This window comes from Pseudomonas putida, assembly GCF_028682395.1.
GTDB lineage: Bacteria > Pseudomonadota > Gammaproteobacteria > Pseudomonadales > Pseudomonadaceae > Aquipseudomonas > Aquipseudomonas putida_AB.
Window position 1 is genome coordinate 633,419 of record NZ_JANHLC010000003.1, and the last position, 12,837, is coordinate 646,255.

A 12,837-nucleotide genomic window follows, 5' to 3' on the forward strand; every position below is an offset into this window, starting at 1 on the left:
GGAGCGACGCCCCGGTGCGCTCGATCGCCGGGGCTTAGTGCAGGCCCTGGATGTAGCTCGATACCGCTTCGATATCCTTGTTGCTCAGCTTGGCCGCGATGCTGCGCATGACCATGGTGTCGCCGTCGTTGGTACGCTCGCCTTCACGGAACGCCGTCAGCTGCTTGGCGATATAGGCTGCGTGCTGGCCACCCAGGTGCGGGAAGCCGGCTGCTGCGTTGCCTGCACCATTAGGCGAATGGCAACCGGTGCAGGCTGGCATGCCCTGGTCGAGCTTGCCGCCGCGGAAAAGCTCTTCACCGTGCGCCACGACTTTTGGATCGGCTGCACCGACGCTGCCTTTCTGGCTGGCGAAGTAGGCAGCGATATCGGCAATGTCCTGATCGCTCAGGTTGGTCAACATGCCGGTCATTTCCAGAACCTGACGCTTGCCCGACTTGATGTCGTGCAACTGCTTCTTCAGGTAAGTCTCGCCCTGACCTGCCAGCTTCGGAAAGTTGGGGGCCATGCTGTTGCCGTCCGGACCGTGACATGCGCCACACACAGCGGTTTTTGCCTGACCTGCAGCAGCGTCGCCTGCAGCATGGGCAAAACCGGTGATGCCCAGGGTCAACAGCAGACTCACGATTATTTTGTTCATCAGCTAATCCAACTACGGCTAAGGGTTAAAGAGTTATGGACCGGGATTACTCGCTCATCCACTGGATGATTGCTCGGTAATCCTCGGCACTGCAGTCCATGCACAAACCACGCGGCGGCATCGCCTTGAAACCCTGGGTCACGTGTTGCACCAGTGTCTCCATACCTTGGGCCCGTCTCGGCGCCCAGGCTGCCTGGTCACCCGGTTTCGGTGCCGTTGGCAGCTGTCCGGCATGGCAGGCAATACAAGCACGGTTGTACACGGCTTCCGGATCCTGTGTAGCCTGAGCGCTGTAAAGCGGCATCAAGATACCGGCAGCAAGCAGCCATTTCGTCATAAAACGACCTTTTCAGGGTTGGGAGCGTGCTGCGTTCTAAATGCGCAACCTAGGTCTATCGCCCCCGTGCACTTCATCCTACGTTGGGACAAAGCGCACACAAAATCTGCGGCATTATATACTGGCGTTACTGAAACGGAAACGACACCGCTTGCCGCACCCTACTCCCGGCACCGCCCCTATCGGAAATCCCATGCAACTCAAGAACCCTATTCTCGGTCTGTGCCAACAGGCTACCTTCATGCTCAGCGCTGCCAAAGTCGATCAATGCCCCGATGACGAGGGCTTTGAAGTCGCCTTTGCCGGCCGCTCCAACGCCGGTAAATCCAGTGCGCTGAACACTCTTACCCACGCCAGCCTGGCCCGTACCTCGAAAACGCCGGGGCGCACGCAACTGCTCAACTTCTTCAAGCTAGACGACGAACGCCGCCTGGTCGACCTCCCTGGCTACGGCTACGCCAAGGTGCCAATCCCGCTGAAACAGCACTGGCAGCGCCACTTGGAAGCCTATCTGGGCAGTCGCGAGAGCCTTAAAGGCCTGATTCTGATGATGGATATCCGCCATCCGATGACCGACTTCGACCTGCTGATGCTGGACTGGGCGAACGCCAGCGGCATGCCCATGCACATCCTGCTGACCAAGGCTGACAAGCTCACCTATGGTGCGGCGAAGAACACCCTGCTCAAGGTTCAGGCAGAGATTCGCAAGGGCTGGGGCGACACGATCAGCATCCAGTTGTTCTCGGCGCCCAAACGTATGGGTCTCGAAGATGCCTACAAAGTTCTCGCAGATTGGCTGGAGTTAGCCGACAAAGGCGCCGATTCGCCAGAAGCCTGAAGAAATCGCAGGCAAAAAAAACCCCGGACTTCGTATGGGGAGGGGGAAGTTCGGGGTCCAAGTTCCGGACCGCTAGGGCGGGGTCCAGATATCTGCCAACACTTAACACAACATAGGAGCATCGAAGGGCTTCACCAGCCATTCAGGTACTCAGATCAGGGTTCACCCATTTAGTTCCGGGTGCGGTAAAAAACAATTTGGCCTAGCGCCGATCCTTTCGGTGCTAATAGCTCCAGTTCAGCCGCGACACTATGCCGCGGCCGAAAGATCAAGAAATCCCCTTAATGGGCCTCATCCCAGTTGTTGCCGATCCCGACTTCGACCACCAAGGGCACATCGAGCTGCGCTGCCGCGCTCATATGCAGGCGAATCTGCTCGCTGACCTGCTCGACCAGGTCCTCGCGCACTTCCAATACCAATTCGTCATGCACCTGCAAAATGACGGTGGCGTCCAGGCCAGACGTTGTCAGCCAGCGATCTACCGCCACCATGGCTTTCTTGATGATATCGGCGGCCGTGCCCTGCATCGGCGCGTTGATCGCCGTGCGCTCGGCGCCTTTGCGCAGGGCCGGGTTCTTGGCATTGATCTCTGGCAGGTAGAGCCGGCGCCCGAAGATGGTTTCGACGAACCCCTGCTCGGCCGCTTGCGCCCGCGTGCGCTCCATGTACTCCAGCACCCCCGGATAGCGGGCGAAGTAGCGGTCGATATAGGCCTGCGATTGCTTGCGATCGACCCCGATCTGCTTGGCCAGGCCAAAGGCGCTCATGCCGTAGATCAGGCCGAAGTTGATGGCCTTGGCACTGCGCCGCTGGTCGGTGGTTACCGCGTCCAGATCGACGCCAAAGACTTCGGCGGCCGTCGCCCGGTGAACGTCCAGATTATTGCGGAAGGCATGCAGCAAACCTTCGTCCTTGGCCAGGTGGGCCATGATCCGCAGTTCGATCTGCGAGTAGTCCGCTGCCAGCAGTTTGTAGCCCTTGGGAGCCACGAACGCCTGGCGGATCCGTCGACCTTCGGCGGTGCGGATTGGGATGTTCTGCAGGTTGGGATCGCTGGACGACAGGCGCCCTGTCGCGGCGACTGCCTGGTGATAGGAGGTGTGGATACGCCCGGTGCGCGGGTTGATCTGCTCCGGCAGGCGGTCGGTGTAGGTGCTTTTCAGCTTGCTCATGGAGCGGTACTGCATCAGCACCTTGGGCAGCGGGAAGTCCTGCTCGGCCAATTCGGCCAGTACCGCTTCGGCGGTGGAGGCCTGGCCTTTGGCAGTCTTGCTCAACACCGGCAGGCCGAGCTTTTCGTACAAGATCACGCCCAGTTGCTTGGGCGAACTCAGATTGAATTCTTCGCCGGCGATGGCAAACGCCTCACGCTCCAGGGCAACCATCTTCTCGCCCAGTTCCACGCTCTGGATACCCAGCAGATGGGCATCGACCAACGCGCCTTGACGCTCGATCCGTGCCAGCACCGGTACCAGCGGCATTTCGATTTCTTCCAGCACTTTGTACAGACTGGGGATTGCCGCGAGCTTTTCCTGCAAGGCGAGGTGCAGGCGCAGGGTCACGTCGGCATCTTCGGCGGCGTAGGGGCCGGCCTGCTCCAGGGATATCTGGTCAAAGGTCAGCTGCTTGGCGCCTTTGCCGGCGATGTCCTGGAAGCTGGTGGTGGTGTGCCCCAGATACTTGAGTGCCAGGCTGTCCATGTCATGACGGGTGGCCGTGGAGTCGAGCACGTAGGATTCGAGCATGGTGTCGAACGCGATGCCCTTGACCTCGATACCCTGGGTCGGATCACCACCGATGGCGCAGTTGGCCAGGATATTCATATCGAACTTGGCGTGCTGGCCGACCTTCAGTCGGGTCGGGTCTTCCAGCAGCGGTTTGAGTGCCAGCAGCACGGTGTCGCGGTCCAACTGCTCGGGAACGCCCATATACGAGTGGGTCAGCGGGATATACGCGGCTTCGTCGGGCTTGACCGCAAACGACAGGCCGACCAGTTGGGCCTGCTGGGCGTCGATCCCGGTGGTCTCGGTGTCGAAGGCGAACAGCTTGGCCTGGCTCAGCTTGTCCAGCCAGACCTGTAAGCGCGCGGTATCAAGAATGGTCTCGTAGCGCGATTGGGTTTCGGTTTCGGCCGGCGCTTGCGCAGCGACCGTCTGCCCCGCGCGCTTGGCTTCGCGCTGCAGTTCGTCGAACCAGCTCTTGAACTCCAGCAGGGTGTAGAGCTCGGCGAGCTTCTCGCGATCCGGCTCGCCTAAGTGCAAATCATCCAGGCCGACATCCAGCGGCACGTCGACCTTGATTGTCGCCAGGCGGTAGGACAGGAAAGCCATGTCCTTATGTTCCAGCAACTTGGCCGGCAGGGTCTTGGCCCCGCGGATCGGCAGGGTCGGGACAATATCCAGGTTCTCGTACAGTTCTTTCAGGCCGCCGTTGACGCCGACCAGCAAGCCGACGGCAGTTTTTTCGCCGACGCCCGGCACGCCGGGAATATTGTCGGATGAGTCGCCCATCAGCGCCAGGAAGTCGATGATCTGCTCAGGAGCGACGCCAAACTTCTCCTTAACGCCAGCCACATCCAGCGAGCTACCGGTCATGGTATTGACCAGCGTAATGTGCCCGTCGACCAGTTGCGCCATGTCCTTGTCACCGGTGGAAATCACCACCGGGCGATCCGCTGCCGCACTGCTGCGAGCCAGGGTGCCGATCACGTCATCGGCCTCGACGTTGTCCACGCACAACAACGGGAAACCCAGGGCCTTGACGCTGGCATGCAAGGGTTCGATCTGCACGCGCATATCGTCGGGCATGCTCGGGCGATTGGCCTTGTAGTCGGCGTACATCTCATCGCGAAAGGTCCCGCCCTTGGCGTCGAAGACCACGGCGAAAGGGCTGTCGGGATACTGCTTGCGCAGGCTTTTGAGCATGTTCAGCACGCCCTTGACCGCGCCTGTCGGCAGGCCCTTGGAGGTGGTCAGTGGCGGTAATGCGTGAAAGGCGCGGTAGAGGTAGGAAGAACCGTCCACCAGGACGAGGGGAGCTTGGCTCATGAGCAGAATCAACCTTTTCGGCGGGTCCGGCGCTAGAATGACCGGACTAATGACGACAAAGGGACAAGGTTATCATGCGTACACTAAATCGCCTGTTGCTGGCCGGCTTGTTTGCACTCACTCCCCTGGCCGTGATGGCCGCGGATGATGCACCGGGCACGGATCCGCAAGTCACCATCCGTACCGAGGGTGACCGGACCATCCAGGAATACCGGCAGAACGGTTTTCTCTATGCGATCAAGATCACTCCGAAAGGCGGCAAGCCGTACTTCCTGGTGCGTGCAGACGGTTCTGACGGCAATTTCATCCGTTCGGACCAGCCGGATATGCTGATCCCGCAATGGAAGATTTTCGAGTGGTAACCGTTCCTTAATTTCAACCGGCACCCTGCGCCTGGGTGCCCGTACTGGCAGTTTTAACCATGTCTGTGTTCACACCCCTGGCTCGGCCCGAGCTGGAAACCTTTCTCGCCCCTTACGGGCTCGGCCGCCTGCTGGATTACCAGGGTATTGCTGCTGGTAGCGAAAATACCAACTTCTTCATCAGCCTGGAAAAGGGCGAGTTTGTCCTGACTCTGGTTGAGCGCGGGCCGATCCAGGACCTGCCCTTCTTTATCGAACTGCTCGATGTGCTCCACGACGCCGACCTGCCGGTGCCCTACGCGCTGCGTACCACCGACGGCAGTGCCCTGCGCGAGCTTGCCGGCAAACCGGCGCTGTTGCAGCCGCGGCTGGCGGGTAAGCATGTCAAGCAGGCGAACGCCCAGCATTGCGTCCAGGTCGGCGAGTTGCTGGGGCATCTGCACCTGGCGACCCGCGAGCATGTGCTCGAGCGCAAGACCGACCGCGGCCTGGACTGGATGCTTGCAGAGGGGGGGCAGTTGCTCACGCGGCTGGATGCGGAGCCGAGCGCGCTGTTGCAGGCGGCCCTCGAGGAAATAAAGCAGCGCCAGGATCAGATCATGGCGCTGCCGCGGGCTAACATTCATGCCGATCTGTTCCGCGACAACGCGATGTTCGAAGGCACCCACCTGACGGGGCTGATCGACTTTTACAACGCCTGTTCCGGACCAATGCTCTACGACGTGGCCATCGCCCTGAACGACTGGTGCTCTGATGAGCAAGGGCAGATCGACGGCCCGCGCGCGCGCGCCTTGCTGGGCGCTTATGCCGCGCTGCGCCCGTTCACTGCCAGCGAGGCCGAACTCTGGCCGACCCTGCTGCGGGTCGCTTGCGTGCGCTTCTGGCTGTCGCGATTGATTGCCGCCGAATCATTCGCCGGCCAGGACGTGCTGATTCACGACCCGAGGGAGTTCCAAGTGCGGCTGGCCCAGCGGCAACAGGTCAGTACCCCGCTGCCGCTTGCCCTGTAAACCTTCGTAGGCGTGAACAAGTCCGCTCCTACGAGGGTTCGGGAGGCATCGTTTAAAGCCCTTCCAGGCAAGCTGCCAGGTCATTTCCGAGCTTTTCCAGTACCTGCTCATAGCCCTGGGCAGTGGCTGGTGTGTAGCCGCCCAGCGCATCCAGTTCGGCGAGCTTGACCGGCAGGCCGGCAGTCAGGGTTTCGGCCAGGCGCGGGCGCAACGGTGGTTCGCTGAAGACGCAGGTCTTGCCGACTTCCTGCAAGCGCGCGCGCATCGCTGCGACATGCTGGGCGCCGGGTTGCACCTCGGAGGCGACGCTGAATACACCCGTGTGCTTGAGCCCATAGGCATCTTCGAAATAGTCGTAGGCTTCATGAAAGACGAAGTACGGTTTGCCGCTGACCACGGCCAACCGGGCTTTCAGGCGGCTGTCCAGTGCGTCGAGGCGTTCGTTGAAGGCCTTGAGATTGCCTTGATAGCGGGGTGCATTGGCCGGGTCGGCCGCACTTAAATCGGCTGCCATTCGGGCAGCGATGACGCGTGCATTGGTCGGCGATAACCAGAGGTGTGCGTCCAGACTGCCGGGACGGTGATCGTGGTCATGGTCGTCGGCATGTTCGGCGTGAGAGTGATTATCTTCGGCGAAATGGCGGAGTTTCAGATCCGGCAGCTCCTGGACGGTCACCGTTGGCAGGCTGCGGCCCTTGAGGACGCGGGGCATAAAGCTTTCCATGTCCGGACCGATCCAGTAGAGCAAGTCCGCCGACTGCACGCGCCGTACGTCGGAAGGTCGCAAGGCGTAATTGTGGGGAGATGCGCCCGGCGGTAGCAGCACCTCGGGCACGGCCACGCCATCCTGGACGGCAGCGGCAATCAACTGTAGCGGCTTGATGCTGGTCAGTACTCGAACGTCGGCCTGGACCGGAGCCACGAATGACAAAGTGGCGGTTAAAGCGAGAAAAAAGGCAAAAAGACGGGACACGATAAGCACTCGACGTGACAGGAACAGGTAACATAATAACGTCTCTCACAAAAACCGTCGCCGCCCATGTCCATAACACCGCTTGCCAGTCGCCCCCACGATCACTCCCATTGCGTGCACAGCGCCTTGTCGGAAGCCGATGCGCTGTGCGCTCGCCAGGGCCTGCGCCTGACGGCCTTGCGCCGCCGCGTGCTGGAGCTGGTGTGGCAGAGCCACAAGCCGCTGGGTGCCTACGATATTCTTGCCGTGCTCAGCGAACAGGATGGCCGCCGCGCTGCGCCGCCGACCGTGTACCGGGCACTGGACTTCCTGCTGGAAAACGGCCTGGTCCACCGGATCGCCTCGCTTAACGCCTTTGTCGGCTGCAATCACCCTGAGCACAAGCACCAGGGCCAGTTCCTGATTTGCCGTGAATGCCATGCGGCCATCGAGCTTGAGCAAAAGATCATCAGCGACGCGATCATCAGCAGCGCCCGCGATGTCGGCTTTATCGTCGAAGGTCAGACCGTCGAAGTGGTCGGCCTGTGCGCAGGCTGCCAGGGGGCGTGATGAGCACTGCATTGATCCGCCTTGAGCAGGTCTCGGTGGCCTTTGCCGGGCAGAACATCCTCGACAATATCCAGTTGAGCGTCGAGCCCGGCCAGATCGTGACCCTGATCGGCCCCAATGGTGCCGGCAAGACCACCTTGGTGCGCGCTGTGCTCGGCCTGCTCAAGCCCGACAGCGGCAGTGTCTGGCGCAAGCCGAAGCTGCGTGTCGGCTATATGCCGCAAAAGCTACATGTCGACCCGACGTTGCCGCTCTCGGTCCTGCGCTTTCTGCGCCTGGTGCCCGGTGTCGACCGTGCCAGGGCCCAGGCGGCGTTGACCGAAGTCGGGGCTGAACAGGTGATCGACAGCCCGGTGCAAAGCATTTCCGGTGGTGAAATGCAGCGCGTGCTGCTGGCGCGGGCCCTGCTGCGCGAGCCGCAGTTGCTGGTGCTCGACGAGCCGGTACAGGGCGTCGACGTGGCCGGTCAGGCTGAGCTGTACAGCCTGATCACCCGTTTGCGTGACCGCCATGGTTGCGGCGTCTTGATGGTGTCCCACGACCTGCATCTGGTCATGAGTACCACCGACCAGGTGGTCTGCCTCAATCGCCATGTCTGCTGCTCCGGGCATCCTGAGCAGGTCAGCGGCGATCCGGCTTTTGTCGAGTTGTTCGGCAAAAACGCCGCGAGCCTGGCGATCTATCACCACCATCACGACCATGCCCATGACCTGCATGGCGCGGTGGTCAGCGATACCCCGGCGACTCACGCCCATGTTCATGGAGATGGCTGCAAGCATGGCTGATTTTCTTCTTTATGCCTTGCTCGCCGGCCTGGCTCTGGCCCTGGTCGCCGGCCCGCTGGGTTCGTTCGTGGTATGGCGGCGCATGGCCTATTTTGGCGATACCTTGTCCCACGCCGCGCTGCTGGGCGTTGCCCTGGGTTTCCTGCTGGATATCAGCCCGACCATCGCCGTGACGGTCGGCTGCTTGCTGCTGGCGGTCCTGCTGGTCACGTTGCAGCAACGCCAGCCGCTGGCTTCCGATACGCTGCTGGGTATTCTTGCACCGAGTACCCTGTCGCTTGGCCTGGTGGTACTAAGCTTCATGCATGAAGTGCGCATCGACCTGATGGCCTACCTGTTTGGTGACCTGTTGGCGATCAGCCCGACCGACCTGGCCTGGATCCTGGGCGGCAGTGTGCTGGTATTGGGGTTGCTGGTCGTGTTGTGGCGGCCGTTGCTGGCCATCACCGTGCATGAAGAGTTGGCCACGGTCGAAGGGCTGCCGGTGCCGGCATTGCGCATGGCGTTGATGCTGTTGATTGCCGTGGTGATTGCCGTCGCGATGAAGATCGTCGGTGTGCTGCTGATCACTTCGCTGCTGATCATCCCGGCCGCCGCCGCCCAGCGCCATGCACGCTCACCCGAGCAAATGGCGCTGGGCGCCAGTGTCCTGGGCATGTTGGCGGTGATGGGCGGGTTGGCGTTGTCCTGGTTCAAGGACACCCCGGCCGGACCGTCGATCGTGGTAGTGGCGGCCACCCTGTTTCTGCTCAGTTTTGTTCTGCCCCGTCGAGGGGTGTAGACTTGCTCGTTTTTTGCGCAAATAGAGAGTTGCAGGAATGAAGCCGTTCGCCTCGCGTTATCTGCTCCTTATCGTATTTTCCCTGCTGCTGGGCGCGTGCCAGAGCACCCCGCCGGCCACCCCGCCTGCGCCGGATGCCCACGCCCAGGCCATCGCTGCACTGGAGCAGAGCCTGGCCAGCAGCGAGCTGGCCACCGCCGAAGATCAGTTGGCGGCCTTGCAGGCCGAGTCGCCGAATGACAGTCAGCTGGAGCAATACCAGCGCCAGTTGGCCGAAGCCTATCTGCAGCGCAGCCAGATCGTGCTGCAAAAAGGTGACGTCAATGCGGCCGCCACGGCCCTGAGTCGTGCCCGGGCATTGATGCCCAAGGCTCCGGCGCTGACCGGCGGTGTCAATGGCGCCATCGCCCACGCGCGCAAGGCCGAGCTGGAAAAAGCCGAGGCCGCCCTCAAGGCTGCCGAAGCCAAGCCCAAGGCCAAACTGATCGACCCTACGGCGCAAAGCACCACGATTGCGCTGAATATCAGCGATATGGGCAAGCTGCGTCGCCAACTGGATGCCATCGCCGCCGATGTCGTGAATTACGACTGCGCGGTCAGCCTGCAGGTACCCCGCACCCAGGACTACCCATGGCTCGCCACACTGTTGAGCAAACGTGTGAAAAAGCTCGACCCGGCCTTCGAGCTCAAGCTTGAACGCCAGATCGAGCGCCAGGTGTCCGCGCAAATGGTGCTTAGCCCAAGCAAGCCTTGAGCCCGGCCGGTAAAACGAAGCGCGCGCTGACCAGGCGCGCGTTTCGCTTTAGGCCCCGCAATGGCGACGTTATCCATCGGTCGTCTTATTGCCAAATCGCTGAATGAAAGCGAAATAAATGCTAAGAACCTCTATACGGACAGGCTAAAATGCGCGCCCGGCTAACCGCTGATCTTTTTCTAATGCGCCCCACAAGGTTCGCTACGTGATCGAGTTTCATAACGTCCATAAAACCTACCGGGTCGCCGGTAAGGATATTCCCGCCCTGCACCCCACCAGTCTGCGGGTCGAAAATGGCCAGGTGTATGGCCTGATCGGCCATTCCGGCGCGGGAAAAAGTACGCTGCTGCGTCTGATCAATCGCCTGGAAACCCCAAGCGGCGGTCAGATCGTGGTCGACGGTGAAGATGTCACCGCGCTGGATGCCAACGGTCTGCGGCGTTTTCGCCAACAGGTCGGGATGATTTTCCAGCACTTCAACCTGCTGTCCTCCAAGACCGTCGCCGACAACGTCGCGTTGCCGCTGACCCTCGCCGGTGAGCTGTCCCGGCGTGAGATCGACCAGCGCGTCGCCGAGCTACTGCAACGGGTCGGCCTGGCGGACCACGCTAGGAAATACCCGGCACAATTGTCCGGTGGCCAGAAGCAGCGCGTCGGCATTGCCCGCGCACTGGCGACCAAACCCAAGATTCTGCTGTGCGACGAAGCCACCAGCGCCCTCGATCCGCAAACCACGGCGTCGGTTCTGCAGCTGCTGGCGGAAATCAACCGCGAGCTGAAACTGACCATCGTGCTGATCACCCATGAAATGGACGTGATTCGTCGGGTCTGTGATCAGGTCGGCGTGATGGACGCCGGGGTGATTGTCGAGCAAGGCCCGGTCGCCGAGGTGTTCCTGCATCCCAAGCACCCGACCACGCGGCGCTTTGTGCAGGAAGATGAGCAGATCGACGAGAATGAACAGCGCGATGACTTCGCCCATGTGCCAGGCCGGATTGTGCGCCTTACATTCCAAGGCGATGCTACCTACGCGCCGTTGCTCGGCACTGTCGCCCGGGAAACTGGTGTGGACTACAGCATCCTGGCCGGGCGTATCGACCGTATTAAAGACACCCCCTACGGGCAACTGACCCTGGCCATCACCGGTGGTGACATGGAGGCGGCTTTTGCCCGCTTCACGGCGGCTGATGTGCATATGGAGGTGCTGCGCTGATGGACATCTTTTTGAGTTTCTTTGCCAATATCGACTGGCTCGATATCTGGGAAGCCACCGGCGACACCCTGCTGATGTTGGGTACTTCGCTGGTCTTCACCGTGTTGCTGGGTTTGCCGTTGGGTATCCTGCTGTTCCTGTGCAGCCCGCGCCAGTTACTCGAGCAGAAGACCACCTACGCCATCCTCGCCTTTGTGGTGAACGTAGTGCGGTCGTTGCCCTTTATCATCCTGCTGATCGTAATGATCCCGGCCACGGTGTTTATCACCGGCACTTCGCTGGGTGTGGCCGGGGCCATTCCACCGTTGGTGGTGGGTGCTACACCGTTTTTTGCGCGACTGGTCGAGACGGCCCTGCGTGAGGTCGATCGCGGCATTATCGAGGCGACCCAGGCCATGGGGGCGACCACTCGCCAGATCGTTCTCAATGCGCTGCTGCCCGAAGCCGGCCCCGGTATTCTCGCGGCCATTACCGTGACCGCCATTACCCTGGTGGGCTACACGGCCATGGCGGGTGTGGTCGGAGCCGGTGGTCTTGGTGATCTGTCGATCCGCTATGGCTACCAGCGCTTCCAGACCGATGTGATGGTCGTGACCGTAATCATGCTGATCGTGCTGGTGCAGGTGCTGCAATCCATCGGCGACAAGCTGGTGGTGCATTTCTCGCGTAAGTAATCGAATGACAACCAAACCCCCCGTCGGCCGATTGCCGGCAGGAGCCTGTCTCACAAGGAGTTGCTGGATGAAAAGACTACTCACCGCTTTCGCTGCCGTTGCGGCTTTTTCCGCCCATGCAGCGGACACCCTGACGGTTGCCGCCACCCCAGTACCGCACGCGGAAATCCTCGAGTTCATCAAGCCAGCCCTGGCCAAGGAAGGCGTCGACCTCAAGGTCAAGGTCTTCACTGACTACGTGCAGCCCAACGTACAGGTGGCCGAAAAGCGCCTGGACGCCAACTTCTTCCAGCACCAGCCGTACCTGGATGAGTTCAACAAGGCCAAGGGCACTCACCTGGTGAGCGTAGCCGGTGTGCATATCGAACCGTTGGGTGCCTATTCGAGCAAGTTCAAAAAACTCGAAGAGCTGCCAGGCGGTGCCAACGTGGTTATCCCCAACGATGCCACCAACGGCGGCCGTGCACTGTTGCTGCTGCAGAAAGCCGGTCTGATCAAGCTCAAGGATGCCAACAACATCCTGTCCACCACCAAGGACATTGCCGAGAACCCGAAAGACCTGAAGATCCGTGAACTGGAAGCCGCGACTATCCCACGCGTGCTGACCCAGGTCGACCTGGCGCTGATCAACACCAACTACGCGCTGGAAGCCAAGCTGAGCCCGACCGACGATGCACTGATCATCGAAGGCAAGGACTCGCCCTACGTGAACATCCTGGTTGCCCGTGCGGACAACAAGGACTCGGACGCGATGAAGAAACTGGTCGCCGCGCTGCATAGCCCGCAAGTGAAGCAATTCATTCTCGAGAAGTACAAGGGCGCGGTCCTGCCAGCCTTCTAAGGCAGCGCTAGCGCTGACAAAAAAGGCCCGAAA

Annotated in this window: 14 protein-coding genes; 10 read left to right on the forward strand and 4 right to left on the reverse strand. The window is 61.0% G+C overall.

What is annotated here, in order from left to right; all coding sequences use genetic code 11:
* Positions 1-34: 34 nt before the first annotated feature.
* Together NPS46_RS11250 and NPS46_RS11255 are read right to left on the reverse strand one after the other, a co-directional pair.
* A complete protein-coding gene (locus tag NPS46_RS11250) occupies positions 35-640 on the reverse strand; it encodes a c-type cytochrome (RefSeq protein ID WP_274107071.1) in 606 nt (201 codons plus the stop codon).
* Between the two features lie 46 nt (positions 641-686).
* Positions 687-977: a c-type cytochrome gene (locus NPS46_RS11255; RefSeq protein WP_274107072.1), complete on the reverse strand. Its 291-nt coding sequence runs from the start codon at positions 975-977 to the stop codon at positions 687-689.
* Between the two features lie 193 nt (positions 978-1,170).
* On the opposite strand from NPS46_RS11255, the gene yihA reads away from it, so the two are divergent.
* Positions 1,171-1,815, forward strand: coding sequence for a ribosome biogenesis GTP-binding protein YihA/YsxC (gene yihA, locus NPS46_RS11260; protein WP_274107074.1), 645 nt, complete (start codon positions 1,171-1,173; stop codon positions 1,813-1,815).
* Between the two features lie 281 nt (positions 1,816-2,096).
* On the opposite strand, the gene polA is transcribed toward yihA, so the two are convergent.
* Positions 2,097-4,862 (reverse strand): DNA polymerase I, encoded by a 2,766-nt coding sequence (polA, locus tag NPS46_RS11265; RefSeq protein ID WP_274107076.1) that lies wholly within the window; start codon positions 4,860-4,862, stop codon positions 2,097-2,099.
* Between the two features lie 74 nt (positions 4,863-4,936).
* On the opposite strand from polA, the gene NPS46_RS11270 reads away from it, so the two are divergent.
* Complete coding sequence (locus tag NPS46_RS11270) at positions 4,937-5,224, forward strand: DUF2782 domain-containing protein (RefSeq protein ID WP_274107078.1); 288 nt, start codon at positions 4,937-4,939, stop codon at positions 5,222-5,224.
* Positions 5,225-5,283: 59 nt separating this feature from the next.
* Positions 5,284-6,234: a homoserine kinase gene (locus NPS46_RS11275; RefSeq protein WP_274107080.1), complete on the forward strand. Its 951-nt coding sequence runs from the start codon at positions 5,284-5,286 to the stop codon at positions 6,232-6,234.
* 52 nt (positions 6,235-6,286) lie between these two features.
* On the opposite strand, the gene znuA is transcribed toward NPS46_RS11275, so the two are convergent.
* Entirely contained in the window at positions 6,287-7,207 is a 921-nt protein-coding gene (znuA, locus tag NPS46_RS11280) for a zinc ABC transporter substrate-binding protein ZnuA (RefSeq protein WP_274107082.1), read from the reverse strand.
* Between the two features lie 66 nt (positions 7,208-7,273).
* On the opposite strand from znuA, the gene zur reads away from it, so the two are divergent.
* From zur to NPS46_RS11315, 7 genes are all read left to right on the forward strand, one after another.
* Entirely contained in the window at positions 7,274-7,756 is a 483-nt protein-coding gene (gene zur / locus NPS46_RS11285) for a zinc uptake transcriptional repressor Zur (protein ID WP_274107084.1), read from the forward strand.
* Complete coding sequence (gene znuC / locus NPS46_RS11290) at positions 7,756-8,541, forward strand: zinc ABC transporter ATP-binding protein ZnuC (RefSeq protein WP_274107086.1); 786 nt, start codon at positions 7,756-7,758, stop codon at positions 8,539-8,541. Before zur ends, znuC begins: the two co-directional genes overlap by 1 nt.
* Positions 8,534-9,322 (forward strand): zinc ABC transporter permease subunit ZnuB, encoded by a 789-nt coding sequence (gene znuB / locus NPS46_RS11295; RefSeq protein WP_274107088.1) that lies wholly within the window; start codon positions 8,534-8,536, stop codon positions 9,320-9,322. Before znuC ends, znuB begins: the two co-directional genes overlap by 8 nt.
* A gap of 37 nt (positions 9,323-9,359) precedes the next feature.
* Complete coding sequence (locus NPS46_RS11300; RefSeq protein WP_274107089.1) at positions 9,360-10,076, forward strand: PA5502 family lipoprotein; 717 nt, start codon at positions 9,360-9,362, stop codon at positions 10,074-10,076.
* Positions 10,077-10,281: 205 nt separating this feature from the next.
* Complete coding sequence (locus NPS46_RS11305) at positions 10,282-11,289, forward strand: methionine ABC transporter ATP-binding protein (RefSeq protein ID WP_274107092.1); 1,008 nt, start codon at positions 10,282-10,284, stop codon at positions 11,287-11,289.
* Positions 11,289-11,963 carry a methionine ABC transporter permease gene (locus tag NPS46_RS11310; protein ID WP_274107094.1) on the forward strand — a complete coding sequence of 225 codons (675 nt, stop codon included), beginning with the start codon at positions 11,289-11,291 and terminating at the stop codon, positions 11,961-11,963. Before NPS46_RS11305 ends, NPS46_RS11310 begins: the two co-directional genes overlap by 1 nt.
* Positions 11,964-12,030: 67 nt before the next feature.
* On the forward strand, positions 12,031-12,804 hold the full coding sequence (locus tag NPS46_RS11315) for a MetQ/NlpA family ABC transporter substrate-binding protein (protein ID WP_274107096.1): 774 nt from the start codon (positions 12,031-12,033) through the stop codon (positions 12,802-12,804).
* Positions 12,805-12,837 lie beyond the last annotated feature (33 nt).